The sequence below is a fragment of the Klebsiella sp. CN_Kp097 genome, from assembly GCF_040064495.1.
Taxonomy (GTDB): Bacteria; Pseudomonadota; Gammaproteobacteria; order Enterobacterales; family Enterobacteriaceae; genus Klebsiella; species Klebsiella aerogenes.
The window spans coordinates 39,996-66,325 of sequence record NZ_JBEAIL010000022.1 but is presented as its reverse complement, the minus strand read 5'-3'; the positions used below and the strand labels follow the sequence as shown (position 1 = coordinate 66,325).

Sequence of the window (26,330 nt, the reverse complement as noted above, 5' to 3'; positions counted from 1 at the left end):
AACATCTTGTCAGGAGTGTCAAATGGCCATTGCCCTGCAGCGTTTCTGTATCAATCGTAAAATTGCGCCATCGCTTAGCATTGAAGCGTTTTTCCGTCTGGTAAGCGAACTCGGGCTGCATAAGGTCGAGCTGCGTAATGATTTACCCAGCGGTAAAGTCACCGATGAGCTAACCCACCAGCAGGTGCGCAAGCTAGCCGACCGATACCAGCTTGAAATTCTGACGATCAACGCCGTCTATCCCTTCAATCGCCACAGCGCTGAAGTACGTCAGCTGACGGAGTCGCTGCTAAAAGAGGCGCAGTCCATTGGCGCCAAATCGCTGGTGATGTGCCCGTTAAATGATGGCACCGCTGTAGCGCCGCAAGAAACGCTTGCCGCTATGCGCGAGCTGGCGCCGTTGTTCGAACAATATGGCGTTCAGGGCCTGGTTGAGCCGCTTGGCTTCCCACAAAGTTCGCTGCGCTCGGCGGCGCAGGCGCAGGCGCTCATTCGTGACGCTCAAGTGCCGTTTAAGCTGTTAATTGATACTTTCCATCATCATCTTTATCCACAAGCTGAAGAGGAATTCAGCCAGCTGGACATTGCTGAGATAGGTCTGGTTCACCTCTCCGGCGTTGACGATCCCCGCCCACGCGAACAGTTGACCGACGACGAGCGCATCATGCTGACACCACAAGATAGGCTGCTGACCTGCCAGCAGGTAAAACATCTCGAAGCCCGCGGATATCGTGGCGATTACGCCTTCGAGCCTTTCGCTCCGCAGCTGGCGTCATGGCGCGAAGAGGAGATTCGCCGCGAGATTGAACAGAGCATCGCGCTGATTCAGCGCCACTGCGCCTGAGATTAAACGTTGAGAGTTATCGATTTCCTCCATCTTTTTACTGTCAGGTTGCCTATAATCGACGCAGGATAAATGGAGGAATCGATCATGAGCTCACCCCTGCTGATTGCGCGCACGCTGGATAAACAACTGTATCTGCTGCCTGCAATGGCTAACCGTCACGGCCTAATTACCGGCGCCACCGGCACCGGTAAAACCGTAACTTTGCAGAAACTGGCGGAGTCATTTTCCGAGATCGGCGTGCCGGTCTTTATGGCCGATGTGAAAGGCGACCTGACCGGTATCGCGGAAGCAGGCCAGAGCTCTGAGAAACTTCAGGCGCGTCTGGAAAAAATCGGCGTTACCGACTGGGAGCCGCACGCCAACCCGGTGGTTGTTTGGGATATCTTTGGTGAAAAGGGCCACCCGGTGCGCGCCACGGTGTCGGATCTCGGCCCCCTGCTGCTCGCCCGCTTGCTCAACCTGAATGAAGTACAAAGCGGCGTGCTAAACATTATTTTCCGTATTGCTGACGATCGCGGCCTGCTGCTGCTGGACTTTAAAGATCTCCGCGCCATCACCCAGTTTATCGGTGATAACGCTAAAGCCTTCCAGAACCAGTACGGCAACATCAGCAGCGCGTCGGTCGGCGCTATCCAGCGCGGGCTGTTAACCCTGGAGCAGCAGGGCGCAGAGCACTTCTTCGGCGAACCGATGCTGGATATTCAGGACTGGATGCGTGTCGATGCCAGCGGTAAAGGGGTGATTAATATCCTCAGCGCCGAAAAGCTCTATCAGATGCCGAAGCTTTACGCCGCCAGCCTGCTGTGGATGCTCTCCGAACTCTACGAACGCCTGCCGGAAGCCGGCGACCTCGAAAAACCGAAGCTGGTGTTCTTCTTCGACGAAGCCCACCTGCTGTTTAACGATGCGCCGCAGGTACTGCTAGATAAAATCGAGCAGGTGATCCGTCTTATCCGCTCTAAAGGGGTCGGCGTCTATTTTGTCTCGCAGAATCCGTCGGATATCCCGGATGCCGTGCTTGGCCAGTTGGGCAACCGCGTGCAGCATGCCCTGCGCGCCTTTACTCCGAAGGATCAAAAAGCGGTGAAAACCGCCGCCCAGACCATGCGCGCCAACCCGGCATTCAGTACCGAGCAGGCCATTCAGGAGCTCGGTACCGGCGAAGCGCTGATCTCCTTCCTCGACGAGAAAGGCAGCCCGTCGGTCGTCGAGCACGCAATGGTCATCGCCCCATGTTCACGGATGGGGCCGGTCACCGATGATGAGAGAAATGGCCTGATTAACCACTCGGCGCTGTACGGCAAGTATGAAGAAGAGATTGACCGCGAGTCGGCCTTCGAAATGCTGCAAAAAGGGGTGCAGGTCGCCACAGAACAGCAGTCGGCACAGCCGGCAAAAGGTCAACAAAATGGTGATGACGACGGGCTACTCGGTGGACTGAAAGATATTCTGTTCGGCACTACCGGCCCGCGCGGCGGTAAACGAGATGGTATCGTGCAGACCGCGGCCAAAAGCGCCGTACGTCAGGTAACCAACCAGATCGTCCGCGGCATGCTGGGAAGCCTGCTCGGCGGAAGGCGCCGTTAGCGTAAGAAGGATGCCGACCCCGGATTGCGGCGCGCTGCGCCTCATCCGGGTTCTTTGTTGGCTCGGTGAGCGTAAGCGTTAGGCCTTAGTCGCCTCAGGGGGTTGTCTTAACATAATCCCCATATCCCCGCGCGCTTTTGCGCGCTTCGAGGCGGTGATTGCCGTGCCAGCACAGCGCCAGCACGGCGACCACCGCAACCTGATGAAGATATAGCGGCAGGCCTTTGTCTAACACCACGAAAGCAAACAGAAAAGCGAATATCGATAGCGACAGTATAACCCCCGCTAACGTGCCATTGAGATCGAACCAAAACAGCACCCGATCGGCTTTTTGCTCTTCTGCTGTGCCCGCACGCACCAGCCCCGTCGTCAGGCTCAGCACATCCGCTCGTTTCAACGACCAGATAAAAAACACCAGCATAAACAGAAAAACTGTGCCTTCAAACAGGAACCAGCCGCTGGCCCACTCTGGATGCAACGCGCCGAAGAAGATGGTGGCGATGATAAAAATATCCGGGATCCACAAGATTCCGGCAGCGACCTGCAGAATGAATATCAGGGATTTACCAAACATCAATGCCTCCATGCAAAGACGAAAAAAAAGGGTGCTTTCGCACCCTTCTATTGTACTACGCTTTTCTCATCATCAGCCAAAGGCTTATCAGGAAGAAACTTGCGCTTGGCAGCAGCGCGCCGATTATCGGCGGTATCCCGTAAACCAACGTTAGTGGGCCAAATATCTGGTCGAGTACGTAGAAGATAAAGCCGAAGCTAATCCCGGTAACCACTCTCACGCCCATCGCCACGCTCCGCAGTGGGCCAAAAATGAACGACAGCGCCATCAGCATCATCACGGCCACCGACAGCGGCTGGAAGATTTTGCTCCACATATTGAGCTGGTAACGGCCCGGATCCTGGCCGCTGGACTTCAGATAGGTCACGTAGTTATGCAGGCCGCTGATTGACAGCGCATCCGGATCCAGCGCAACCACGCCGAGTTTGTCCGGCGTTAGCTTGGTCTTCCAGGTGCCGCTCACCATTTGCGTACCGGTGACCTGTTTTGGATCGGTCAGATTAGATTCATCCACCTGCGACAGGCGCCAGATCTTAGCTTCATTATCAAACTTCGCGGAAGCGGCGTAACGGACAGATTGCAGACGACGATTATCGTTGAACTGATAGATGCTCACGCCGCCTAGTTCATCATTGCCCTTTACTCGCTCAATGTAGACAAAATTATGCCCGTCTTTCGCCCACAGCCCCTGCTGGGTCGACAACAGTGAACCGCCGTACATCTGCTGCGCACGGTAGTTACGCGCCATCTGTTCGCCCTGCGGCGCCACCCACTCACCCATCGCCATGGTTAACAACACCAGCGGGATCGCCGTTTTCATCACCGCCAGCGCCACCTGCATACGGGTAAAACCGGAAGCTTGCATCACCACCAGTTCGCTGCGCTGCGCCAGCATCCCCAGCCCCAGCAATGCGCCAAGCAGCGCCGCCATGGGGAAGAAGATTTGCACATCTTTTGGTACGCTGAGAATGGTATAAAGCCCGGCGCCCATTGCATCATAGCTGCCCTGTCCGGCTTTTTTCAGCTGGTCGACAAACTTAATAATGCCGGAGAGCGACACCAGCATGAACAGCGTCATCATGATGGTGTTGAAAATGGTTTTACCGATATAGCGGTCAAGTACGCCAAACGCCTGCATCACACCGCTCCTTTATTAAACCGGGCACGGAAACGACGCATCGGCACCGTATCCCACAGGTTAAGCAGCACCGCCAGCGCGAAGTAGAGCAGGTTCACGCCCCACATCCAGATAGCGGGGTCCATTTTGCCTTTACCCGCGTTCGATTTGATCGACGTTTGCAGCAGGAAGAACACCAGATACAGCAGCATCGCCGGCAGCATAGACAGCACGCGGCCCTGACGCGGGTTCACCACGCTAAGCGGGACAACCATCAGCGCCATCATGAACACCGCCGCCACCAGCGTAAATCGCCAGTGCAGTTCGGCGCGCGCGCGCGCGGTATCGGTCTTCCAGAGGGTGCGCATATTCATCTGTTCGGTGTCGCTGGGATCGGCCGCTACCGCTTGATGGCCAATTACCGCCTGGTAGTTTTTGAAGTCGGTAATACGGAAATCGCGCAGCATCGCCGTGCCTTCAAAACGCGTCCCCTGAGTCATAGTGACCACCTGGGATCCGTCTTTTTTCTGCGACAGTTCGCCGGAATCCGCCACTACAACGGAAGGACGCGCGTTGCCTTTTGGCCGCAATTGCGCAAGGAATACGTCGCTAAAGCGGTTGCCGTTCACGTTTTCGATAAACAACACCGCGCTGCCGTCGCTGGCCTGCTGGAACTGGCCCTGAGCCAGCGCCGCCATTCCAGGGTTGGCTTTGGCTTCCGCCAGCACTTCATCTTGATGGCGCGACGACCACGGCCCCGCCCACATCACGTTGACTGCCGCGACGGCGCCGGTAAACAGGGCGAGGATCATTGCCGCCTTAATCAATACGGCTTTACTTAAGCCGCAGGCGTGCATCACCGTAATTTCGCTTTCGGTATACAGTTTGCCCAGCGTCATCAACAACCCGAGGAAAAGACTCAGGGGCAGAATGAGCTGCGCCATTTCCGGTACGCCCAGCCCTAACAGAGAGAGCACCAGGTTGGTCGGGATATCGCCATCTACCGCGGCGCCAAGGATCCTGACGAGTTTCTGACAGAAGAAAATCAGTAACAGGATGAATAGGATCGCCAACTGGCTTTTCAGCGTCTCACGAACCAGATATCTTATGATTATCACTATAAATACGCCCGTAAAAACCCGTCTTATTGCAGGAAAATTGCTTGTTTCATGGCTTAAACGTCATTTATTCTCTTTTGTCGTCGAAAACATCGCTAAGATTAAATGACTCATCGGTTCTGCGTATCAGGATCTTTTCTGACGAACCAAGGCCGTAATAACGTTAAGATTAACACGAAGTCACCGCAACAGCGGACATGAGTTACGAAAGCTTGCAATTATATACTCAATGGATTTCGAGTTGTAGAAAGGCGGCAGGACTGTGAAGCCCCGGAGCGGCATCAGCCAGCGTCAGGGGTAAGCAGGCGTAGCCAACGCATCTGCAACTGGAAAGGCGACGAGTATAGCCGTAGCCACCACTGTTGTCTTTAAGATTCAGGAGCATAGTGCATGGAGTTCAGTGTAAAAAGCGGTAGCCCGGAGAAGCAGCGGAGTGCCTGTATCGTGGTCGGCGTCTTCGAACCACGTCGCCTCTCCCCCATCGCCGAACAACTCGATAAAATCAGCGACGGTTACATCAGCGCCCTGCTGCGTCGCGGCGAGCTCGAAGGCAAGCCTGGCCAGACGTTGTTACTGCACCATGTGCCGAACATCCTGTCTGAGCGCATTCTGCTCATCGGCTGTGGTAAAGAGCGCGAACTGGATGAACGTCAGTATAAACAAGTTATTCAGAAAACCATTAATACTCTGAATGATACTGGTTCGATGGAAGCCGTCTGCTTCCTGACGGAACTGCACGTTAAGGGCCGCAACAACTACTGGAAAGTTCGCCAGGCCGTTGAAACCGCCAAAGAGACGCTATACAGCTTCGATCAGTTGAAGACCAACAAAAGCGAGCCGCGTCGCCCGCTGCGTAAAATGGTCTTTAACGTACCGACTCGCCGCGAGCTCACCAGCGGCGAACGCGCCATTCAACATGGCCTGGCGATCGCCGCCGGCATCAAAGCGGCGAAAGATCTCGGCAACATGCCGCCGAATATCTGTAACGCGGCTTACCTTGCTTCCCAGGCGCGCCAGTTGGCCGACACTTACAGCAAGAACGTCATCACCCGCGTGATCGGCGAGCAGCAGATGCGCGAGTTGGGAATGAACTCCTATCTCGCCGTCGGCAACGGTTCGCAGAACGAGTCGCTGATGTCGGTCATCGAGTATAAAGGCAACCCGTCTGAAGACGCGCGCCCTATCGTGCTGGTCGGTAAAGGCCTGACCTTCGACTCCGGCGGTATCTCCATCAAGCCTGCCGAAGGCATGGACGAGATGAAGTACGACATGTGCGGCGCGGCGGCGGTCTACGGCGTAATGCGAATGGTTGCCGAGCTGCAGCTGCCGTTAAACGTCATCGGCGTGCTGGCAGGCTGTGAAAATATGCCTGGCGGTCGCGCGTATCGCCCGGGCGATGTTCTGACCACCATGTCCGGGCAGACCGTTGAAGTGCTGAATACCGACGCCGAAGGCCGTCTGGTATTGTGCGATGTGCTGACCTACGTTGAGCGCTTCGAGCCGGAAGCGGTTATCGATGTGGCGACGCTGACCGGCGCCTGCGTGATTGCCCTCGGCCATCACATCACCGGCCTGATGTCGAACCATAACCCGCTGGCTCATGAGCTGATCGGCGCCTCCGAACTGGCCGGCGACCGCGCATGGCGTCTGCCGCTGGCCGACGAGTTCCAGGATCAGCTGGAGTCCAACTTTGCGGATATGGCGAACATCGGCGGCCGTCCTGGCGGCGCGATTACCGCTGGCTGCTTCCTGTCACGCTTCACCCGCAAGTACAACTGGGCGCACCTCGACATCGCCGGTACCGCCTGGCGTTCCGGGAAGGCCAAAGGCGCGACTGGCCGCCCGGTGGCGCTGCTGTCGCAGTTCCTGCTCAATCGTGCGGGTTTTAACGGCGAAGAGTGATTGCCGTCTGATGCCCGGTGGCGCTACGCTTACCGGGCCTACGGAAAAATGCCGTATGTAGGCCGGGTAAGCGTAGCGCCACCCGGCTTTGCATTTAAATCCACAACAAGAAGCCCCATATATGAAAAACGCAACGTTCTATCTTCTGGACAACGAAGACACCGTCGACGAGCTCAGCGCCGTCGAACAGCTGGTGTGTGAAATTGCCGCAGAACGTTGGCGCAACGGCAAGCGCGTCCTGATCGCCTGTGAAGATGAACAGCAGGCTATTCGCCTCGACGAAGCGCTGTGGACGCGGCCGCCGGAGAGCTTTGTGCCGCATAACCTGGCGGGCGAAGGCCCGAGAGGCGGCGCGCCGGTAGAAATTGCCTGGCCGCAAAAGCGCAACAGCAGCCCGCGGGATATTCTTATCAGCCTGCGGCTAAACTTTGCAGATTTTGCCACCGCTTTCACAGAAGTGATAGACTTTGTCCCTTACGAAGATTCTCTGAAACAACTGGCGCGCGAACGCTATAAAGCGTACCGCATGGCTGGTTTCAACCTGAACACGGCAACCTGGAAATAATGGAAAAGACATACAACCCGCAAGATATCGAACAGCCGCTTTACGAGCACTGGGAAAAGCAGGGCTATTTCAAACCGAATGGTGATGAAAGCCAGGAGAGCTTCTGCATCATGATCCCGCCGCCGAACGTCACCGGCAGTTTGCATATGGGTCATGCCTTCCAGCAAACCATCATGGATACCATGATTCGCTACCAGCGCATGCAGGGTAAAAACACCCTGTGGCAGGCCGGTACCGACCACGCGGGTATCGCCACCCAGATGGTGGTTGAGCGTAAGATTGCCGCTGAAGAAGGTAAAACCCGCCACGACTACGGTCGCGATGCCTTCATCGATAAAATCTGGCAGTGGAAAGCGGAATCCGGCGGCACCATTACCCGCCAGATGCGCCGCCTCGGCAACTCCGTAGACTGGGAGCGCGAGCGCTTCACAATGGACGAAGGCCTGTCCAACGCGGTGAAAGAGGTCTTCGTTCGCCTGTACAAAGAAGACCTGATTTATCGCGGCAAGCGCCTGGTCAACTGGGACCCGAAACTGCGCACCGCCATCTCTGACCTGGAAGTAGAGAACCGCGAATCGAAAGGTTCCATGTGGCACATCCGCTATCCGCTGGCCGATGGCGCGAAAACCGCTGACGGTAAAGATTACCTGGTGGTCGCCACCACCCGTCCGGAAACCCTGTTGGGCGATACCGGCGTGGCCGTTAACCCGGAAGATCCGCGTTACAAAGACCTTATCGGTAAATTCGTGGTGCTGCCGCTGGTTAACCGCCGCATTCCAATTGTTGGCGACGAACACGCCGACATGGAAAAAGGCACCGGCTGCGTGAAAATCACCCCGGCGCACGACTTTAACGACTACGAAGTTGGCCGCCGTCATCAGCTGCCGATGATTAATATTTTGACCTTTGATGGCGACATCCGCGAAAGCGCGGAAGTCTACGATACCAAAGGCAATGAATCCGACGTCTATTCCAACGAGATCCCGGCTGAATTCCAGAAGATGGAACGTTTTGCCGCGCGTAAAGCGATGGTTGCCGCTGTCGACGCGTTGGGCCTGCTGGAAGAGATCAAACCGCACGACCTGACCGTGCCTTACGGCGACCGCGGCGGTGTGGTTATCGAACCGATGCTGACCGACCAGTGGTACGTGCGTGCCGACGTGCTGGCCAAGCCGGCAGTTGAAGCCGTTGAGAATGGCGACATTCAGTTCGTGCCGAAGCAGTACGAAAACATGTACTTCTCCTGGATGCGCGATATTCAGGACTGGTGTATTTCCCGTCAGCTGTGGTGGGGTCACCGCATCCCGGCATGGTACGACGATCAGGGCAACGTCTACGTTGGCCGCACCGAAGACGAAGTACGCCAGGAAAATAATCTCGGCGCCGACGTCGCGCTGCGTCAGGATGAAGACGTTCTGGATACCTGGTTCTCTTCCGCGCTGTGGACCTTCTCCACCCTCGGCTGGCCGGAAAACACCGACGCGCTGCGTCAGTTCCACCCGACCAGCGTGATGGTGTCCGGCTTCGACATTATCTTCTTCTGGATCGCCCGCATGATCATGATGACCATGCACTTCATCAAAGATGAAAATGGCAAGCCGCAGGTTCCGTTTAAGACCGTCTACATGACCGGCCTTATCCGCGACGACGAAGGCCAGAAGATGTCCAAATCCAAGGGTAACGTCATTGACCCGCTGGATATGGTTGACGGCATCACCCTGCCGGAGCTGCTGGAGAAACGTACCGGCAACATGATGCAGCCGCAGCTGGCGGAAAAAATCCGTAAGCGCACCGAGAAACAGTTCCCGAACGGCATCGAGCCGCACGGCACCGACGCCCTGCGTTTCACCCTGGCGGCGCTGGCCTCTACCGGCCGCGACATCAACTGGGATATGAAGCGTCTGGAAGGTTACCGTAACTTCTGCAACAAGCTGTGGAACGCCAGCCGCTTCGTACTGATGAATACCGAAGATCAAGATTGCGGTTTCAACGGCGGCGAGATGGTGCTGTCCCTGGCCGACCGCTGGATCCTGGCTGAATTCAACCAGACCGTGAAAGCGTACCGCGAAGCGCTGGATAACTTCCGCTTCGATATCGCCGCGGGCATCCTGTATGAGTTTACCTGGAACCAGTTCTGCGACTGGTACCTCGAACTGACCAAGCCGGTCATGAACGGTGGCAGCGAAGTGGAGCTGCGCGGGACTCGTCATACTCTGGTGACCGTGCTGGAAGGTCTGCTGCGCCTGGCGCACCCGATTATTCCTTTCATCACCGAGACCATCTGGCAGCGCGTGAAAGTAATCTGCGGTATCACCGCCGATACCATCATGCTGCAACCGTTCCCGCAGTACGAGGCTTCTCAGGTTGATGAAGCGGCGCTAGCCGACACCGAATGGCTGAAGCAGGCGATCGTCGCCGTACGTAACATCCGTGCGGAGATGAACATCGCTCCGGGTAAACCGCTGGAACTGCTGCTGCGCGGCTGTAGCAAAGATGCCGAGCGTCGTGTTAACGACAACCGCAGCTTCCTGCTGAACCTGGCGCGTCTGGAAAGCATCACCGTGCTGCCTGCCGATGATAAAGGTCCGGTTTCCGTGACCAAGATTATCGACGGCGCCGAGCTGCTGATCCCGATGGCGGGTCTTATCGACAAAGAAGCCGAGCTGGCGCGTCTGGCAAAAGAAGTGGCGAAAGTCGAAGCGGAAATCGGCCGTATCGAAAGCAAGCTGTCCAACGAAGGCTTTGTGGCCCGCGCGCCGGAAGCGGTTATCGCCAAAGAGCGTGAGAAGCTGGAAGGCTACGCGGAAGCGAAAGCGAAACTGATTGAACAGCAGGCAGTGATCGCCGCGCTGTAATCCTCCCGCCCCTTATCCCATCCGGTAAGGGGCGTTATTTTATGAAAGATCCTCGCTTGCACTCTCCCCGCCCGCAGTGTTATTAACAACATCATCCGTCATTATTATGTAATGAGTCTTCAAATGAATACGAGCGCAACCCTAACGCTATCCCTGCGCCGCATCACGGCCACTGATAATCCGGCGATTGCCAATGTTATCCGCCAGGTCTCCGCGGAATACGGTCTGACCGCCGATAAAGGCTATACGGTCGCTGACCCGAATCTGGATGAACTCTATGAGCTCTATAGCCAACCTGGCTCCGCTTATTGGGTGGTTGAGCAAAATGGCGAAGTGGTCGGCGGCGGCGGCGTGGCGCCGCTCTCGTGTAGCGAGTCCGATATCTGTGAGCTGCAGAAAATGTACTTTATGTCCTCGGCGCGCGGCAAAGGGCTGGCGAAAAAGCTGGCGCTGATGGCGATGGATTACGCCCGCGAGCAGGGTTTTAAACGCTGCTATCTGGAAACCACCGCTTTTTTGAAAGAAGCGATTGGCTTGTATGAGCATCTCGGGTTTGAGCATATTGACGAGCCGCTGGGCTGCACCGGCCACGTCGATTGTGAAGTACGGATGTTGAAAACGCTGTAACGCCTCGCTACCGTGGGCCTCCCCGGTAGCGCTGCGCTTACCGGGGCTACAGGGGCCGAATACCGCGGGCTACAACGCCGTCGGCACGCCGCTGTGGAAGCGGAACTCGGGCTCCGGGCGGAGGATCAATGCCGCTTCCGCCTCGCCAAGCTGGCGTACGCGCTCGCTGATATCTCCCCCCGCTATCATCTGCGCCAGATCCAGGTAGTCCTGATAATGCCGGGCCTCGGAGCGCAGCAACGACAGATAAAACTTCTGTAGATCATCATCCAGCCACGGTGCCAGCGCGGCAAATCGCTCGCAGGAGCGCGCTTCGATATAAGCGCCGCAAATCAGCTTATCGATTAGCATCACCGGCTCATGGGATCGCACCTCCCGGCGCATACCGCGGGCATAGTTGCTGGCGGTGATTTTGACGTAAGGGATATCCCGCGCCAGCATGATCTCACGCACCTGCCAGAAGTGGTGCAGCTCCTCTTTGATAAGCAGAATCATGCTGTCGAGCAACTGGCTGCCCCACGGGTCGTTGGTTCGCGGCATGGCGCTTTTGTTGATCCGTTTATGCAGAGCGACAAAATCCGGCTCCGGCCCACGGCGATAGGTAAAGTCTTCGTACGGTTTCAGGCATTCCAGTAGCTCGTCGGCGCCATCTTTATCGGCGACGTAGCGGCGTACCAGCAGCATGGCGTTTTGCGCCGCTTTCAGCTCGCATACCATATGGTCGGTCAACAGCAGCGGCAGGTTTTCCGGTTTACGGGCTTCGTCAATCCACGCCTGCGGCGTTGGGCAGTGCAGGAATGCTAAAATCGGGGAGAGTATTTGCGGGTAATCCATTGAAGCTCCAGGCTATACCCTAATCAGGACGGGTATATACGGCGGCAGACGCCGCCGTATCCGTTGACGACTTAGTGGCGTACGCCGTTATCGTCTTCGTCAATTAAATCTTCGTCATCTTCGCCGTCATCGTCTTCGCCGTTCGGGTCTTCGTAGTAGGTACCCCAACCGTCGTACTCGACGTTGAATTTTTCCGCCAGGTTCATCAGCTGTTCAACCTGGGCATCGATCAGATCGGCGTTGAGCGCGCTTTCGCTCAGGATATCGCAGCAGATCACCACTTCGCCTTCTTCGACTTCCAGCTCTTCCGGCTCGGTGACTTCATAACCCATCTTGAAGGCCTCTACCGCCACTTTTTCCAACGTTTCGAAATCGTCGGCAGAGAGATGATGCTCAATGGTATACAGCGCGTCCGGATCGCTGCCATCTTCCAGCAGCTCTTCGATAATCAGACGCGTTTCCTCACGCTGTTCTTCCAGTAGTTCCGGGTTTGCCATGGCTCGTTCCTCATAATGTGCGGCAGATACTCCTATTGTCACATACCGCCGTGATTGCCTCCACCTTCTGTGTAAAAGATTTCTAACTCGGGGTTGCAAATGAATATTCATACATATAAAGTGAATTTTAATTCAATAGTGGCGTTTGCCAGGTGAGGGAATTATGTCCGCGTTATATCAGAAGCATTTCTTGAGATTACTGGATTTTACTGCTGCAGAAATTACCGGCCTTGTCGACCTGGCCGCGCAATTAAAAGCCGATAAGAAAAACGGTATCGAGGCCCAGAAACTGAAGGGCAAAAACATCGCGCTCATCTTCGAAAAAGACTCAACCCGCACACGATGCTCTTTCGAAGTTGCCGCTTACGACCAGGGCGCCCGCGTGACCTATCTCGGTTCCAGCGGAAGCCAAATCGGCCACAAAGAATCCATGAAAGATACCGCCCGCGTGCTGGGCCGCATGTATGACGGTATTCAGTACCGCGGCTACGGCCAGGAGCTGGTGGAAACCCTGGCGGAGTATGCCGGCGTGCCGGTGTGGAACGGCCTGACCGATGAATTCCACCCGACGCAGCTCCTGGCCGACCTGCTGACCATGCAAGAGCACCTGCCGGGTAAGGCATTTAATGAAATGACGCTGGTCTACGCCGGCGACGCGCGTAACAACATGGGTAACTCCATGCTGGAAGCCGCCGCGCTGACCGGGCTGGACCTGCGCCTGGTGGCGCCGAAAGCCTGCTGGCCGGAAGAGGGTTTAGTGGCGGAATGCACTGCGCTGGCGAAAAAGCACGGCGGCAATATTACCCTGACGGAAGATATCGCCGCGGGCGTAAAAGGCGCCGATTTCATTTATACCGACGTGTGGGTATCGATGGGCGAGGCGAAAGAGAAATGGGCGGAGCGTATCGCCCTGCTGCGCGGCTATCAGGTGAATAAAGCCATGCTGCAATTAACCGGCAACCCGCAGGTGAAATTCCTGCATTGTCTGCCCGCGTTCCACGATGACCAGACCATTCTCGGCAAACAGATGGCGGCGGAGTATGGACTGCACGGCGGTATGGAAGTGACCGATGAAGTCTTTGAATCCCCAGCGAGCATCGTCTTCGATCAGGCGGAAAACCGTATGCACACCATCAAAGCGGTGATGGTGGCGACGCTTGGAAAATAACCATTAATCACGGTAGGTTCCCGGATAGCGCGCTACGCGTATCCGGGCTACCCGTTTTAAGCCATCAACACCTTCACCACCGCTTTGCGCACCTTCGCCGGCGCCCCGACCGCACAGAGCGGTTTATGCACTTCGCCTGGATAAAACACCACAAAATCGCCCTCGTTAAGGATAACGGTTTTCTCCTGCGCTCCCTCGGCGAGGAAGGCGATGTCTTTGTCCGCCAGCCAGTCAGTCTGCGGCTCGCCTGCCGGTAAGGTGCTGAAAGTCATCCCTTCCTGACCGCGAAGTACAATCTGGATATCCAGATAGCGGGCGTGATACTCGGCGCGACGCTCGGCCTGCGCTTCGGTGCTGTCTTCAGAAATCAGATAGAACAGATTATTGCCGTCGATGTCGTGCTTGCCGAGCGGCGTCGACTCGCTAACGTGGGCTTTAACATGCTCAATCGCCTGACGCAGCGCGTCCGGCAGCCAGGATTGCAGATGATGAATATTGCCGATAATCATAGTAGCCCTCAAATATAAAACAGCTTTTCATTTTTGTTTTATACGCTGCTTACCACTACCAGACCACATTTTTATCGCGGTTTTTTGCGCTGGCGCAGCCTTCGCAGGCAAACGTTTCCCTAATTGTGGATTAATCGCTTGATTGCTCATCAAAGCTGCGTATAATGCCAGCCGTTTTGCCGGGAGGAAATATGGTCAATTGCGTACGACATTGCTGTGTCTTACCGCGTCTGAAAGCAGGCGCTGGCCTGGCGTTTTTCTTTCCGTTGCTCAATGAATTCTCGAAGCCCCTTATTTAAGGGGCTTTTTTTTTGCTCAGGCGTCAGGAGATAAGCATGGCTAACCCGCTATATCAAAAACATATCATTTCCATAAACGATCTCAGCCGCGAAGACCTCGAACTGGTGCTGGCGACAGCCGCAAAGCTGAAAGCCAATCCGCAACCCGAGCTGCTGAAGCATAAGGTTATCGCCAGCTGTTTCTTTGAAGCCTCCACCCGTACTCGCCTCTCTTTTGAAACCTCCATGCATCGCCTCGGCGCCAGCGTGGTTGGCTTCTCCGACAGCAGCAACACCTCGCTCGGCAAGAAAGGCGAAACCCTGGCCGACACCATTTCGGTTATCAGCACCTACGTCGACGCTATCGTGATGCGCCATCCGCAAGAGGGCGCCGCGCGTCTGGCAACCGAATTCTCCGGCAACGTACCGATTCTCAACGCCGGCGACGGCGCCAATCAGCATCCAACGCAAACCCTGCTCGACCTGTTCACCATTCAGGAAACTCAGGGCCGCCTTGAGAACCTCAATGTCGCGATGGTCGGCGACCTGAAATATGGCCGTACCGTACACTCGCTGACCCAGGCGCTGGCCAAATTCAACGGCAACCGCTTTTACTTCATCGCCCCGGACGCGCTGGCGATGCCGCAGTACATTCTCGATATGCTGGATGAAAAAGGCATCGCCTGGAGCCTGCATAGCGCCATCGACGAAGTGATGGCAGAGGTCGATATTCTGTATATGACTCGCGTGCAGAAAGAGCGCCTGGACCCATCGGAATACGCCAACGTGAAGGCGCAGTTCGTGCTGCGCGCCGCGGATCTCGAAGGCGCCCGCGTCAACATGAAGGTGCTGCACCCGCTGCCGCGCGTTGATGAAATCACCACCGACGTCGATAAAACGCCGCACGCCTGGTACTTCCAGCAGGCCGGTAACGGCATCTTCGCCCGCCAGGCGTTACTGGCACTGGTATTGAATAGCGAGCTGGCACAATAAGGGGGAATGAGAGATGACACACGACAATAAACTGCAAGTAGAAGCCATTAAACGCGGCACCGTGATCGACCATATCCCGGCCCAGGTCGGCTTCAAGTTGTTGACCCTGTTCAAGCTGACCGAAACCGACCAGCGCATCACCATCGGCCTGAACCTGCCGTCCGGCGAGATGGGCCGTAAAGATTTGATTAAAATCGAGAACACCTTCCTGACCGATGAGCAGGTCAATCAGCTGGCGCTGTATGCGCCGGACGCAACGGTTAACCGTATTGATGATTACGAAGTGGTGGGCAAATCCCGCCCGAGCCTGCCGGAGCGCATCAATAGCGTGCTGGTCTGCCCGAACAGCAACTGCATCAGTCACGCTGAGCCGGTTTCGTCGAGTTTCGCAGTGAAAAAACGCGCCGATGACATCGCACTCAAATGCAAATACTGTGAAAAAGAGTTTTCCCATTATGTGGTGCTGGCCAACTAATTGCGGTTGGTATTAATACCGGCCCTCCCTATAATGGCTACGACCTAATTACTGCAGTTCATCTGGAGATATTATGAGCAAAACTATTGCGACGGAAAAGGCACCAGCAGCTATCGGCCCATATGTACAAGGTGTTGATCTGGGTAGCATGATCATCACTTCCGGCCAGATCCCAGTAGACCCGAAAACCGGCAGCGTGCCGGAAGATGTCGCCGCGCAGGCGCGTCAGTCCCTGGACAACGTAAAAGCTATCGTTGAAGCCGCTGGCCTGAAAGTGGGCGATATCGTGAAAACCACCGTTTTCGTGAAAGATCTGAACGATTTCGCCACCGTGAATGCCGCGTATGAAGCGTTCTTCACCGAGCATAACGCCACTTTCCCGGCGCGTTCCTGCGTAGAAGTCGCGCGTCTGCCGAAAGACGTGAAGATTGAGATTGAAGCTATCGCGATCCGTCGCTAAGCGCTTCTCTGCCCTCACCCCAGGCGCTTGCGCCATCCGCGGGGTGAGGGAAATGCCCTATTTTATCTTCGTTGCCCGCAGCAGTTTCTCCAGCGGATAGACCGCCGCAATCACCAGCTCATCCTGGGTTTTCGCCGCCGTATCCAGCTGCGCCTGGATTGAGGCGTACTCTTTATCGTCCAGCGTTCCCTGCCGCGCCACCAGATCGGTCAAGCGCAGCCCGAGGCTCGCCAGCTTATCAACCTGCTGCACCACCGGTTTAATCGCCGCCAGCTGATAGTTATTGTCGGTCAGCGCCAGCGCATCGCCGCTGTTGTTCTGCCAGCGGGTAAAGACGTGGCGCAGCGCATCGGCGCTCTCAGTATCCTCGGCATCGCTGATCAGCCGCTCCGCCCACTGGTTCAGGCTGCGTACGGTGTCACTCTCAGCCGGTAACGCATCGGCCAACCGGTTAAGCGGTTCAAATTGATGGTAATTGTTCGCCTGGAACTTGAGATGCTGACGGGTGTAGTAATGCGCCGGCTCCAGCGCCTCGGCGAGGATCTGCAACGCCAGCGTATGGCTGCTGTTCGCCAGCCGGGTGAACTGCTCCAGCTGCTGAGTATGCTGCTGCAGGCCGACGGAGACCGTTGACCAGCTGTCCATCGCCTGCAGGCGCTGATACATATTGTCGCTGTCTTTGACGTCCTCGGCCGACCACAGCCGCTCCGCCACCGCAAAAGCCCGCGGCCACAGCTTGATATCGATGACCGGCGCGGCGACGTTTTCCGCCCACAGCGCCGCCTCGCCGCCCAGCAGATTCTTCTGTTGCTGCGCGTCGGGCAGCGTCGGCTGAATGCCCTGCGGTACGGCATCCAGCCGCTTGCCGTCAATGGGATAACGGGTGTTGCCAAGCAGGAAGTAGCCTGCGAGCTTGTCGTCGTTAATGGTTAGCACCGGGCGGGTCTCGCCCATCCAGGTATCGACGCGGAACGTGACCTGATTGTCGCCGAGCCATTCAATCTCCTGCACGGCACGCCGTGATTTCCCTTTAAAATCAATAAATCCACGCCAGCCGCTATCGCCTTTTACCAGCGTAAAGCTGCCCTCAACCGCGCTGCCCTTCAGGCGCGGCATCGAAAACTGCCAGCTCTGGGCGCTGTCGTTATCGGTAATCTTATCCACGCCGTTAAGCCCCTGCGGGATAATCTCATTACGATAGTGATAGGCGGTGTACTGCGGCTGGTCGAGGTAAAAACCGGTGGAGAGAATGCCGCGATAGCCGTGTTTGGCGACGTCGCCTAATGCGTCCTGCCCCTGCCAGGACTGGATCAGAATGCTCTTCGGTAAATCAGGGTGGTAGATCTCATCCCAGCCGACCATCTGCCGGTGATGTTTCTCGAGCAGTTTCTCCAGCCGCCGGTTGAAGTACGCCTGTAGCGCGTGGCTGTCCGCCAGCCCCTTCTCTTTGAGGAATTTCTGAATAGCCGGATTGGCGCGCCACTGGCTGTCATCGACTTCATCACCGCCGATATGCAGATACGGATCGGGGAAGATAGCCGCCAGTTCGCTGACCATCGCCTCGGCAAACGCGTAGGTGGCCTCTTTTGTTGGGTCGAGAACCGGTTTCAGCACGCCCCAGTGGCGCTCCATCGCGTAAGGCCCCGGCGCGCTCATCAGCTCCGGATAAGCTACGGCGATCGCCGAGGCGTGGCCCGGCATATCGATTTCCGGCACCACGCGAATACCGCGTTCGGCGGCATAGCGCACAATGTCTTTCATCTGCGCCTGGGTATAAAACAGGCCGTCGCTGGCCTGCTGCTGCAGCTTCGGATAGCGGCTGGAGGCGAAGCGCCAGCCCTGATCGTCGGTCAGATGCCAGTGCAGTACGTTAAGCTTCGCCGCCGCCATACCGTCAATCTGCCGCTTGATCGCTGACAGCGGCATAAAGTGACGGGCGGAATCCAGCAGCAGTCCACGCCACGGGAAGCGCGGCGCATCGTCAATGGCGACATAAGGAATGGTGGTGCCGTCAGGGCCGTTTTGTACCAGCTGTAGCAGCGTTTCCATGCCGCGCAGCGCGCCAAAACGCGTATTGGCTTTCAGGGTCGCGCCTTCGGCGTTAACGGTTAGCTGATAGCTTTCGTCGCTATCAGGCTGCGGCAGGAAAGGCACTTTCTTACTGACGATCACCTTAATAGTTGGGCTTTTTGCCGGCGCCGTCTGCGGCTGTAGCGTCCAGCCGGTTTGCCGCGCAACACGTTCACGCCAGCGGTTGGCCGCCTCGCCCAGATCGTCGCCGCTGACGTTGATCGTCAGCTGATTATTTAGCGCCAACACCCCCTGCGCCTGCGGGCGCTCTACATGGGCGGGCCACGGCATCAGCGGCAGATCGCCCGCCGGGGCGGCAAGCGCCATGCTGCTCAGTAATATTCCGCTGGTCAGCAGACTGTAACGCACGGTGTTAATCATCAATGTTCCTTTTTATGACGGGCCAAAAAAAGCAAAACATTGGGTTAACATGCGCACAAAATTGCGTCAATACATGGCGATGACGGGCTTCACAACTTGATGAGATTTAAGAGAAATACCGGTAAGCCCCTCTGCCGAACGGCAAAGGGGCGAAACCGCTACTGCCAGCCGTAGCGGCGGCTGTAGAAGCCTTTAACGGTCTGGGTCAACACCATGTAACCCGCCAGAATCGCCACCAGCCATGGGAAATAGCTGAGCGGCAGCGCCTGCAGCTGCAGGTAGCCCGCCAGCGGCGAGAACGGCAGCGCGATCCCCACCGCCATCACCAACAGCGTCATCGCGAACAGCGGCCACGCGGCGCGGCTCTGGACGAACGGAATGCGGCGGGTACGGATCATATGCACAATTAGCGTCTGCGACAGCAGCCCTTCAATAAACCAGCCGGACTGGAACAGGGTCTGCATCTCGACGCTGTTGGCGTGGAACACCCACCACATCAGGCCAAAGGTGAGGATATCGAAAATCGAGCTGATCGGCCCGAAGAAGACCATAAAACGCCCGAGATCGGCCGGGTTCCAGCGCTGCGGCTTACGGATCTGCTCATCGTCGACGTTATCAAACGGAATCGCCACCTGGGAGACATCGTACAGCAGGTTCTGAATCAACAGGTGCAGCGGCAACATCGGCAGGAACGGCAGGAAGGCGCTGGCCACCAGCACGCTGAAGACGTTGCCGAAGTTGGAGCTGGCGGTCATTTTGATGTACTTGAGCATGTTGGCGAAGGTGCGGCGGCCTTCGATAACCCCCTCCTCCAGTACCATCAGGCTTTTTTCCAGCAGAATGATATCCGCCGCCTCGCGGGCGATATCCACCGCCCCGTCAACGGAAATGCCAATATCCGCCGCGCGTAACGCCGGGGCGTCGTTAATACCGTCGCCCATAAAGCCCACCACGTGGCCTTCGCGTTTCAGCAACGTCACGATGCGCTCTTTATGCAGCGGCGCCAGGCGCGCGAACAGCGTGGTGCATTTCGCCAGCGCTGCCAGTTCGTCGTCGCTCATGGCTTCAATCTGGCTGCCAATCACCACTTCGCCCGCATCCAGCCCCACTTCATGACACACTTTCGCCGCCACCAGTTCGCTGTCGCCGGTGAGGATTTTTACCGTAATGCCGCTGGCCTTCAGCGCTTTCAGCGCCGGGGCGGTGGTCTCTTTCGGCGGATCGAGGAAGGCGATGTAGCCTTCGAGGATCAGGTCGGATTCATCCGCACGCTGATAGTCGCCTTCCCGCGCCGGCAGGTATTTGGTCGCCACCGCCACCACCCGCAGCCCCTGACGGTTCAGGGTATCGGTCACCCGGCGGATACGGCGCAGCATGGTGTCGTCCAGCGGTACGATTTCACCGTTGTAGCGCACCTGAGTCGAGACGTTGAGGATCTCCTGCAGCGCCCCTTTACAGATCAGCTGATGCGCGTCGTCCTGCTCTTTTACCACCACCGACATGCGGCGGCGTTCGAAGTCGAACGGGATCTCATCCACCTTCTGCCAGCGCTCCGCGAGACCGCGAGCGGCATCCAGCTCCACGCCTTCCAGCACCGCGGTGTCGAGCAGGTTTTTCAGCCCGGTCTGGTAATGGCTATTGAGCCAGGCGGTATGCAGGACTCTCTCGCTGGATTTACCGGAAACATCAGTGTGGTTCTCCAGCACGATTTTATCCTGGGTCAGGGTGCCGGTTTTATCGGTGCAGAGGATATCCATCGCGCCAAAGTTTTGAATGGCGTCGAGGTGTTTGACGATCACTTTTTGTTTTGACAGCTTCACCGCCCCGCGCGCCAGCGTCGAGGTGACGATCATCGGCAACATCTCCGGCGTCAGGCCGACCGCCACCGACAGCGCGAACAGCGCCGCTTCCCACCAGTCGCCTTTGGTGTAGCCGTTGATCAGCAGCACCACCGGCGCCATCACCAGCATAAAGCGGATCAGCAGCATGCTGACCCGGCTGATGCCTTTCTGAAAGGCGTTCGGCTCGCTTTCCTGCTCGCTGACGCGCCCGGCAAGCTGGCCGAACCAGGTGTTGCCGCCGGTGGCGTAGACGATAGCCTGCGCCGAGCCGCTCACCACGTTGGTCCCCATAAAGCACAGGGTGTCGCATTCCAGCGGATTGGTTTGTAGCGGATCGCGGGTGCGCGCGACTTTTTCAACCGGCAGCGATTCGCCGGTCAGCGAGGCCTGAGCGACAAACAAATCGCGCGCCACAATGATGCGCAGGTCTGCCGGGATCATATCTCCCGCCGATAGCCTGACAATATCGCCCGGCACCAGTTGGTCGATGGGTAGTTCGAGCCAGCGGCTCTCGCCCTGCTCGTTGATAACCCGCAGCACCGTGGCGGTATTGCTGACCATCGCCTTCAGCGCATCCGCCGCTTTGGTCGAGCGCGCTTCCTGGATGAAGTTAAGCAGCGTCGAGATGCCGACCATCAGCGCGATAACGCCCGCGGCGAACAAATCTTCAGTGGAATAGGAGACGATGCCGAGCACCGTCAACAGCAGGTTGAACGGGTTGCGATAGCAGATCCACAGATGAACCCACCACGGCGACGGCTTCTGCGCCGGGATTTGGTTATCGCCGTGCAGGGCGATTTTCGCCGCCACTTCGGCGTCGTTCAGCCCTTCAGGGTGGCTATCGAACGCGCGCCAGATCTCCTGCTCATCCATGGCCGCCACGTCCAGGCAGCGCTTGCCGAGTGAATCCGGGATCGGCGCGCTGGCCAGATTGCGGGCATCGGGCAGCGGATCGCGCTGGATCAAACGATGTGGTAAATGGCGGCTAAGCTGCGCGAACAGCTGCCGGGTAAAATTTTTCAGCATAAACAGTCCCTCCGCGCTCGCGCGAGCGAACGCAGCGTTACCAACAGGCGCGGCAAAGCCTTACCTGTCAGGCATTATTTTTATAGGGCAGGGACATCGTGGACGTCACTGCTTTACGCTTTCCGGTAAAGCAGTGCTAAACAGGCTTACCGGAAAGAAAGGTTGCTCCATCGAGGATGAGGAGTGGGATCGGGGTCCATAAAATTCTCCGGTAAGTGACTCAAGACGGCGCGGAGTATACCGCGGCCAGGAAACTATTTGTGGCTATTATGGCTATCATACCGCCCGGCAACTAAACCAGACATCAACCAGTCTTTGCTCATTGAGGATTCGTTGAGTAGCATTAGACTCACTCAAATCGGACGACGGCGAGAACCTCGTATGCAAAACCGGCTAACAATCAAAGATATCGCCCGCTTAAGCGGCGTCGGAAAATCGACGGTGTCGCGCGTGCTGAATAACGAAAGCGGCGTCAGCGAGCGCACCCGCGAACGGGTGGAAGCGGTGATGCAGCAGCACGGTTTCTCCCCTTCCCGCTCCGCCCGCGCCATGCGTGGTCAGAGCGATAAGGTGGTGGCGATTATCGTCACCCGTCTGGATTCGCTGTCGGAAAATTTAGCGGTGCAGACCATGCTGCCCGCCTTTTATCAGCAGGGCTACGATCCGATCATGATGGAGAGCCAGTTTTCTCCGGCGCTGGTGGAAGAACATCTGGGCATGCTCGCCCGGCGCAATATCGACGGCGTGGTGCTGTTCGGCTTTACCGGTATTAGCGAGGAGATGCTTGCGCCGTGGCGCGAAACGCTGGTGCTGCTGGCGCGCGATGCCCCCGGCTTCGCTTCGGTGTGCTATGACGATCATGGCGCGATCGAGTTACTGATGCAGCGTCTCTATGAGCGCGGACACCGGCATATAAGCTTCCTCGGCGTGCCGCACAGCGACGTCACCACCGGGGAACGCCGCCATCAGGCGTATCTCGATTTCTGCGCGCAAAAGAAGCTCACGCCAACCGCTGCCCTGCCGGGGCTGGCGATGAAGCAGGGTTATGAAAGCGTCGCCAGCGTGCTGACGCCCGAGACCCGCGCGCTGGTCTGCGCCACCGATACTCTCGCTCTCGGCGCCAGTAAATATCTACAGGAACAGCGTATCGACACTCTACAACTCGCCAGCGTCGGCAGCACGCCGCTGATGAAATTTCTGCATCCGGAGATCCTCACCGTCGATCCCGGCTACGCCGAAGCCGGACGCCAGGCGGCACAGCAGTTGATCGACCAGATCGCCGGCCACGCCGAACCCCGCCAAATCGTCATTCCCGCTGCCCTGAATTAATCTCGTTCGGGCGATTTATGTGATCTTCGCCGAGTTTCGGGAACGTTCCCATTTTGCATTGCCAACGGAACGGTTAGGATGCATGCAAGGTAAAAAACGGCATCTCTCCCCTCTGTTTTTGAGGCTTCATCATGAGCAAAGTAAACCAGCAGGACATCGATAAACTGATCGAACTGGTGGGCGGGCGCGGCAACATTGCCACCGTCAGCCACTGTATTACCCGTTTGCGCTTTGTGCTAAACGATCCGGCCATCGCCAAACCGAAAGAGATTGAGCAGTTGCGCATGGTGAAGGGATGCTTCACTAACGCCGGGCAGTTCCAGGTGGTCATCGGCACCGAAGTCGGCGATTATTATAAGGCGCTGCTGGCCACCACCGGTCAGGCGTCCGCCGACAAAGAGCAGGCCAAACAGGCCGCGCGGCAAAATATGAAGTGGCATGAACGGTTGATCTCGCACTTTGCCGAGATCTTTTTCCCGCTTCTGCCGGCGCTGATCAGCGGCGGTCTGATCCTCGGTTTCCGTAACGTCATCGGCGATCTGCCAATGAGCAACGGCCAGACGCTGGCGCAAATGCACCCGTCGTTGAAAACGATTTATGACTTCTTGTGGCTGATTGGCGAGGCTATCTTCTTCTATCTGCCGGTGGGGATCTGCTGGTCAGCGGTGAAGAAAATGGGCGGCACGCCGATCCTCGGGATCGTGCTTGGCGTCACGCTGGTCTCTCCACAGTTGATGAACGCCTACCTGCTCGGCCAGCAGGTGCCGGAAGTGTGGAACTTCGGCCTGTTTACCATTGCGAAAGTCGGCTATCAGGCGCAGGTGATCCCGGCTCTGCTGGCGGGGCTGGCGCTGGGCTTTATCGAAACACGTCTCAAGCGCATCGTGCCTGACTACCTCTATCTGGTGGTGGTGCCGGTGTGCTCGTTGATTCTGGCGGTGTTCCTCGCTCACGCTTTTATCGGCCCGTTTGGTCGTCTGATTGGCGACGGCGTGGCCTTCGCGGTGCGCCACTTGTTAACCGGCAGCTTCGCGCCGATCGGCGCCGCGCTGTTCGGCTTCCTCTATGCGCCGCTGGTAATAACCGGCGTACATCAGACCACCCTCGCTATCGATATGCAGATGATTCAAAGCATGGGCGGCACGCCGGTATGGCCGCTGATTGCGCTGTCGAATATTGCTCAGGCGTCGGCGGTGGTCGGCATTATTATTGCCAGCCGTAAACAGAATGAACGCGAAATCTCGGTACCCGCGGCGATCTCCGCCTATCTCGGGGTCACCGAACCGGCGATGTACGGCATCAACCTGAAGTACCGCTTCCCGATGCTGTGCGCGATGGTCGGATCCGGCCTCGCGGGCCTGCTGTGCGGCCTGAACGGCGTGCTGGCGAATGGCATCGGCGTCGGCGGCCTGCCGGGCATCCTGTCGATTCAGCCAAGCTACTGGCAGGTCTACGCCACGGCGATGGCCATCGCTGTGGTAGTGCCGATTATCCTCACCACCGTAGTTTATCAACGCAAGTACCGTCAGGGCACCTTGCAGATTATCTAACGTCTTCTTTCGGGGCGCCGCTTGCGCCCCCTTTATTCGCAGGAACGTAATATGAATACCCTTCCCCGCTGGTGGCAAAACGGCGTTATTTATCAAATCTACCCGAAGAGTTTTCAGGACACCACCGGCAGCGGTACCGGCGATTTACGCGGCGTCACCGCCCGTCTCGACTACCTGCAAAAGCTCGGCGTCGATGCTATCTGGCTGACGCCGTTCTACGTCTCGCCACAGGTGGACAACGGCTATGACGTGGCGAACTATACCGCTATCGATCCCTCATACGGCACGCTGGAGGATTTCGACCAACTGGTCGCCGGAGCGAAAGCGCGCGGTATCCGCATCGTGCTGGATATGGTGTTTAACCATACCTCGACGGAACACGAATGGTTCCGCCAGTCGTTAAATAAGGCGAGCCCGTACCGCCAGTTCTATATCTGGCGCGACGGCGAGCCGGGAGCATTGCCGAATAACTGGCGTTCGAAATTCGGCGGTAACGCCTGGCAATGGCATGCGGAAAGCGAACAGTATTATTTGCATCTTTTCGCCACCGAGCAGGCGGATCTCAACTGGGAAAACCCGGCGGTACGCGCCGAGCTGAAAAAAGTCTGCGAGTTCTGGGCCGATCGCGGCGTTGATGGCCTGCGCCTCGATGTCATCAATCTTATCTCCAAGGAGCAGGACTTCCCCTCCGATACCGTTGGCGATGGACGCCGCTTCTACACCGATGGCCCGCGGGTTCACGAGTTCCTGCAGGAAATGAGCCGCGATGTCTTTACCCCTCGTGGCCTGATGACCGTCGGCGAAATGTCTTCCACTTCGCTTGAGCACTGTCAGCAATACGCCGCGCTGGACGGCCGCGAACTGTCGATGACGTTTAATTTTCATCACTTAAAAGTCGATTATCCCGGCGGTGAAAAATGGACCCTCGCCCGTCCGGACTACGTGGCGCTGAAAGCGCTATTCCGCCACTGGCAGCAAGGGATGCATAACCGGGCGTGGAATGCGCTGTTCTGGTGTAACCACGATCAGCCGCGCATCGTGTCGCGCTTCGGCGACGAGGGCGAGTACCGGGTGCCGGCGGCGAAGATGCTGGCAATGGTACTGCACGGCATGCAGGGCACGCCCTATATCTATCAGGGTGAAGAGATTGGCATGACCAACCCGCATTTCAGCAACATCAGCGATTATCGCGACGTGGAAAGCCATAACATGTTTATCGAGCGCGCGGCACAGGGACAAAGCCCGGATGAACTACTGGCGATTCTGGCCAGCAAATCGCGCGATAATAGCCGCACGCCGATGCCGTGGCACGACGGCGAGAACGGCGGCTTCAGCGATGGAGAACCCTGGATCGCGTTGGGTAATAACTATCGCGAGATTAACGTCGAGGCGGCGCTGGCGGATCCGGAATCGGTGTTTTACACCTATCAGCAGCTGATCGCGCTGCGAAAAACCACGCCGGTGCTGACCTGGGGGGATTATCAGGATCTGCTGCCGGACCATCCGTCGCTGTGGTGTTATCGCCGCCAGTGGCAGGGGCAGACGCTGGTGGTGGCCGCCAACCTGAGCCGTGAGTTCCAGCCGTGGCAGCCGCCGGAGATGTCTGGCGACTGGCGGGCGCTGATTGGCAACTATGCGGAGACGTCCAACCGCCCGGCGGCAATGACGCTGCGGCCGTTCGAAGCGGTATGGTGGTTGCAGGCGTAAAGCTTTTCCCCGGTGGCGCT

General features: G+C 57.3%; 22 protein-coding genes. 14 read left to right on the top strand and 8 right to left on the bottom strand.

The genetic code is table 11. The features are described 5' to 3' along the window. Nucleotides 1–22 precede the first annotated feature (22 nt). Both ABLV07_RS18765 and ABLV07_RS18760 read left to right on the top strand, forming a co-directional pair. Nucleotides 23–844, top strand: coding sequence for a TIM barrel protein (locus tag ABLV07_RS18765; protein ID WP_101705569.1), 822 nt, complete (start codon nucleotides 23–25; stop codon nucleotides 842–844). 87 nt (nucleotides 845–931) lie between these two features. Next, nucleotides 932–2,434: a helicase HerA-like C-terminal domain-containing protein gene (locus ABLV07_RS18760; protein ID WP_348853695.1), complete on the top strand. Its 1,503-nt coding sequence runs from the start codon at nucleotides 932–934 to the stop codon at nucleotides 2,432–2,434. A gap of 94 nt (nucleotides 2,435–2,528) precedes the next feature. Here the strand turns inward: ABLV07_RS18760 and ABLV07_RS18755 are convergent, their stop codons facing one another. The 3 genes from ABLV07_RS18755 to lptF are packed head-to-tail and all read right to left on the bottom strand — an operon-like array spanning nucleotide 2,529 to nucleotide 5,243. Next, nucleotides 2,529–3,008 (bottom strand): hypothetical protein, encoded by a 480-nt coding sequence (locus ABLV07_RS18755; protein ID WP_348853696.1) that lies wholly within the window; start codon nucleotides 3,006–3,008, stop codon nucleotides 2,529–2,531. A gap of 55 nt (nucleotides 3,009–3,063) precedes the next feature. Further along, a complete protein-coding gene (gene lptG / locus ABLV07_RS18750; protein WP_015368543.1) occupies nucleotides 3,064–4,146 on the bottom strand; it encodes an LPS export ABC transporter permease LptG in 1,083 nt (360 codons plus the stop codon). After that, entirely contained in the window at nucleotides 4,146–5,243 is a 1,098-nt protein-coding gene (gene lptF / locus ABLV07_RS18745; protein WP_020079782.1) for an LPS export ABC transporter permease LptF, read from the bottom strand. The genes lptG and lptF overlap by 1 nt, the downstream gene beginning before the upstream one ends. Nucleotides 5,244–5,633: 390 nt before the next feature. Here lptF and pepA point away from each other — a divergent pair, with 390 nt between their 5' ends. The 4 genes from pepA to ABLV07_RS18725 all read left to right on the top strand — a co-directional run bounded on the left by pepA (nucleotide 5,634) and on the right by ABLV07_RS18725 (nucleotide 11,192). After that, nucleotides 5,634–7,145 carry a leucyl aminopeptidase gene (pepA, locus tag ABLV07_RS18740; RefSeq protein ID WP_008807121.1) on the top strand — a complete coding sequence of 504 codons (1,512 nt, stop codon included), beginning with the start codon at nucleotides 5,634–5,636 and terminating at the stop codon, nucleotides 7,143–7,145. Between the two features lie 121 nt (nucleotides 7,146–7,266). Then, entirely contained in the window at nucleotides 7,267–7,710 is a 444-nt protein-coding gene (holC, locus tag ABLV07_RS18735; RefSeq protein ID WP_020079783.1) for a DNA polymerase III subunit chi, read from the top strand. Further along, the gene (locus ABLV07_RS18730) at nucleotides 7,710–10,565 is read left to right on the top strand and encodes a valine--tRNA ligase (RefSeq protein WP_047063866.1); all 2,856 of its coding nucleotides are present in this window, start codon (nucleotides 7,710–7,712) and stop codon (nucleotides 10,563–10,565) included. Before holC ends, ABLV07_RS18730 begins: the two co-directional genes overlap by 1 nt. 123 nt (nucleotides 10,566–10,688) lie before the next feature. Then, nucleotides 10,689–11,192 carry a GNAT family N-acetyltransferase gene (locus ABLV07_RS18725; RefSeq protein ID WP_015368548.1) on the top strand — a complete coding sequence of 168 codons (504 nt, stop codon included), beginning with the start codon at nucleotides 10,689–10,691 and terminating at the stop codon, nucleotides 11,190–11,192. A 69-nt stretch (nucleotides 11,193–11,261) separates the two neighbouring features. Here the strand turns inward: ABLV07_RS18725 and miaE are convergent, their stop codons facing one another. Next, nucleotides 11,262–12,026: a tRNA isopentenyl-2-thiomethyl-A-37 hydroxylase MiaE gene (miaE, locus tag ABLV07_RS18720; RefSeq protein ID WP_032713561.1), complete on the bottom strand. Its 765-nt coding sequence runs from the start codon at nucleotides 12,024–12,026 to the stop codon at nucleotides 11,262–11,264. Nucleotides 12,027–12,097: 71 nt separating this feature from the next. After that, a complete protein-coding gene (gene rraB / locus ABLV07_RS18715; RefSeq protein WP_015368550.1) occupies nucleotides 12,098–12,523 on the bottom strand; it encodes a ribonuclease E inhibitor RraB in 426 nt (141 codons plus the stop codon). Between the two features lie 163 nt (nucleotides 12,524–12,686). Here rraB and argF point away from each other — a divergent pair, with 163 nt between their 5' ends. Beyond that, nucleotides 12,687–13,691, top strand: coding sequence for an ornithine carbamoyltransferase (argF, locus tag ABLV07_RS18710; RefSeq protein ID WP_015368551.1), 1,005 nt, complete (start codon nucleotides 12,687–12,689; stop codon nucleotides 13,689–13,691). Nucleotides 13,692–13,747: 56 nt separating this feature from the next. Here the strand turns inward: argF and ABLV07_RS18705 are convergent, their stop codons facing one another. Then, entirely contained in the window at nucleotides 13,748–14,200 is a 453-nt protein-coding gene (locus ABLV07_RS18705) for a YhcH/YjgK/YiaL family protein (RefSeq protein ID WP_015368552.1), read from the bottom strand. 191 nt (nucleotides 14,201–14,391) lie between these two features. On the opposite strand from ABLV07_RS18705, the gene ABLV07_RS18700 reads away from it, so the two are divergent. From ABLV07_RS18700 to ridA, 4 genes are all read left to right on the top strand, one after another. After that, nucleotides 14,392–14,499 carry a pyrBI operon leader peptide gene (locus tag ABLV07_RS18700; RefSeq protein WP_020079785.1) on the top strand — a complete coding sequence of 36 codons (108 nt, stop codon included), beginning with the start codon at nucleotides 14,392–14,394 and terminating at the stop codon, nucleotides 14,497–14,499. A 36-nt stretch (nucleotides 14,500–14,535) separates the two neighbouring features. Continuing rightward, complete coding sequence (pyrB, locus tag ABLV07_RS18695; RefSeq protein WP_015704213.1) at nucleotides 14,536–15,471, top strand: aspartate carbamoyltransferase; 936 nt, start codon at nucleotides 14,536–14,538, stop codon at nucleotides 15,469–15,471. A gap of 13 nt (nucleotides 15,472–15,484) precedes the next feature. Further along, a complete protein-coding gene (pyrI, locus tag ABLV07_RS18690) occupies nucleotides 15,485–15,946 on the top strand; it encodes an aspartate carbamoyltransferase regulatory subunit (RefSeq protein WP_015368555.1) in 462 nt (153 codons plus the stop codon). 73 nt (nucleotides 15,947–16,019) lie between these two features. Continuing rightward, complete coding sequence (gene ridA / locus ABLV07_RS18685) at nucleotides 16,020–16,406, top strand: 2-iminobutanoate/2-iminopropanoate deaminase (protein WP_020079786.1); 387 nt, start codon at nucleotides 16,020–16,022, stop codon at nucleotides 16,404–16,406. A gap of 57 nt (nucleotides 16,407–16,463) precedes the next feature. Here ridA and ABLV07_RS18680 read toward each other — a convergent pair whose 3' ends face one another. Further along, nucleotides 16,464–18,857 (bottom strand): beta-N-acetylhexosaminidase, encoded by a 2,394-nt coding sequence (locus ABLV07_RS18680; protein ID WP_348853698.1) that lies wholly within the window; start codon nucleotides 18,855–18,857, stop codon nucleotides 16,464–16,466. Between the two features lie 158 nt (nucleotides 18,858–19,015). Next, nucleotides 19,016–21,724, bottom strand: coding sequence for a magnesium-translocating P-type ATPase (gene mgtA / locus ABLV07_RS18675; RefSeq protein WP_047041061.1), 2,709 nt, complete (start codon nucleotides 21,722–21,724; stop codon nucleotides 19,016–19,018). 381 nt (nucleotides 21,725–22,105) lie between these two features. On the opposite strand from mgtA, the gene treR reads away from it, so the two are divergent. The 3 genes from treR (at nucleotide 22,106) to treC (ending at nucleotide 26,310) form a co-directional block, all read left to right on the top strand. Then, the gene (gene treR / locus ABLV07_RS18670) at nucleotides 22,106–23,053 is read left to right on the top strand and encodes a trehalose operon repressor TreR (protein ID WP_015368559.1); all 948 of its coding nucleotides are present in this window, start codon (nucleotides 22,106–22,108) and stop codon (nucleotides 23,051–23,053) included. A gap of 131 nt (nucleotides 23,054–23,184) precedes the next feature. Next, nucleotides 23,185–24,603, top strand: a complete 1,419-nt coding sequence (gene treB / locus ABLV07_RS18665) for a PTS trehalose transporter subunit IIBC (RefSeq protein ID WP_015368560.1) — start codon at nucleotides 23,185–23,187, stop codon at nucleotides 24,601–24,603. 51 nt (nucleotides 24,604–24,654) lie between these two features. Further along, the gene (gene treC, locus ABLV07_RS18660) at nucleotides 24,655–26,310 is read left to right on the top strand and encodes an alpha,alpha-phosphotrehalase (protein ID WP_032713555.1); all 1,656 of its coding nucleotides are present in this window, start codon (nucleotides 24,655–24,657) and stop codon (nucleotides 26,308–26,310) included. The last annotated feature ends 20 nt before the right edge of the window (nucleotides 26,311–26,330 follow it).

Bases quoted from the DNA above. Each gene is read 5' to 3' on its own strand.
- ABLV07_RS18765 (WP_101705569.1), top strand. From the start codon at position 23: ATGGCCATTGCCCTGCAGCGTTTCTGTATCAATCGTAAAATTGCGCCA.
- ABLV07_RS18760 (WP_348853695.1), top strand. From the start codon at position 932: ATGAGCTCACCCCTGCTGATTGCGCGCACGCTGGATAAACAACTGTAT.
- ABLV07_RS18755 (WP_348853696.1), bottom strand. From the start codon at position 3,008: ATGTTTGGTAAATCCCTGATATTCATTCTGCAGGTCGCTGCCGGAATC.
- lptG (WP_015368543.1), bottom strand. From the start codon at position 4,146: ATGCAGGCGTTTGGCGTACTTGACCGCTATATCGGTAAAACCATTTTC.
- pepA (WP_008807121.1), top strand. From the start codon at position 5,634: ATGGAGTTCAGTGTAAAAAGCGGTAGCCCGGAGAAGCAGCGGAGTGCC.
- holC (WP_020079783.1), top strand. From the start codon at position 7,267: ATGAAAAACGCAACGTTCTATCTTCTGGACAACGAAGACACCGTCGAC.
- ABLV07_RS18730 (WP_047063866.1), top strand. From the start codon at position 7,710: ATGGAAAAGACATACAACCCGCAAGATATCGAACAGCCGCTTTACGAG.
- ABLV07_RS18725 (WP_015368548.1), top strand. From the start codon at position 10,689: ATGAATACGAGCGCAACCCTAACGCTATCCCTGCGCCGCATCACGGCC.
- miaE (WP_032713561.1), bottom strand. From the start codon at position 12,026: ATGGATTACCCGCAAATACTCTCCCCGATTTTAGCATTCCTGCACTGC.
- rraB (WP_015368550.1), bottom strand. From the start codon at position 12,523: ATGGCAAACCCGGAACTACTGGAAGAACAGCGTGAGGAAACGCGTCTG.
- argF (WP_015368551.1), top strand. From the start codon at position 12,687: ATGTCCGCGTTATATCAGAAGCATTTCTTGAGATTACTGGATTTTACT.
- ABLV07_RS18705 (WP_015368552.1), bottom strand. From the start codon at position 14,200: ATGATTATCGGCAATATTCATCATCTGCAATCCTGGCTGCCGGACGCG.
- ABLV07_RS18700 (WP_020079785.1), top strand. From the start codon at position 14,392: ATGGTCAATTGCGTACGACATTGCTGTGTCTTACCGCGTCTGAAAGCA.
- pyrB (WP_015704213.1), top strand. From the start codon at position 14,536: ATGGCTAACCCGCTATATCAAAAACATATCATTTCCATAAACGATCTC.
- pyrI (WP_015368555.1), top strand. From the start codon at position 15,485: ATGACACACGACAATAAACTGCAAGTAGAAGCCATTAAACGCGGCACC.
- ridA (WP_020079786.1), top strand. From the start codon at position 16,020: ATGAGCAAAACTATTGCGACGGAAAAGGCACCAGCAGCTATCGGCCCA.
- ABLV07_RS18680 (WP_348853698.1), bottom strand. From the start codon at position 18,857: ATGATTAACACCGTGCGTTACAGTCTGCTGACCAGCGGAATATTACTG.
- mgtA (WP_047041061.1), bottom strand. From the start codon at position 21,724: ATGCTGAAAAATTTTACCCGGCAGCTGTTCGCGCAGCTTAGCCGCCAT.
- treR (WP_015368559.1), top strand. From the start codon at position 22,106: ATGCAAAACCGGCTAACAATCAAAGATATCGCCCGCTTAAGCGGCGTC.
- treB (WP_015368560.1), top strand. From the start codon at position 23,185: ATGAGCAAAGTAAACCAGCAGGACATCGATAAACTGATCGAACTGGTG.
- treC (WP_032713555.1), top strand. From the start codon at position 24,655: ATGAATACCCTTCCCCGCTGGTGGCAAAACGGCGTTATTTATCAAATC.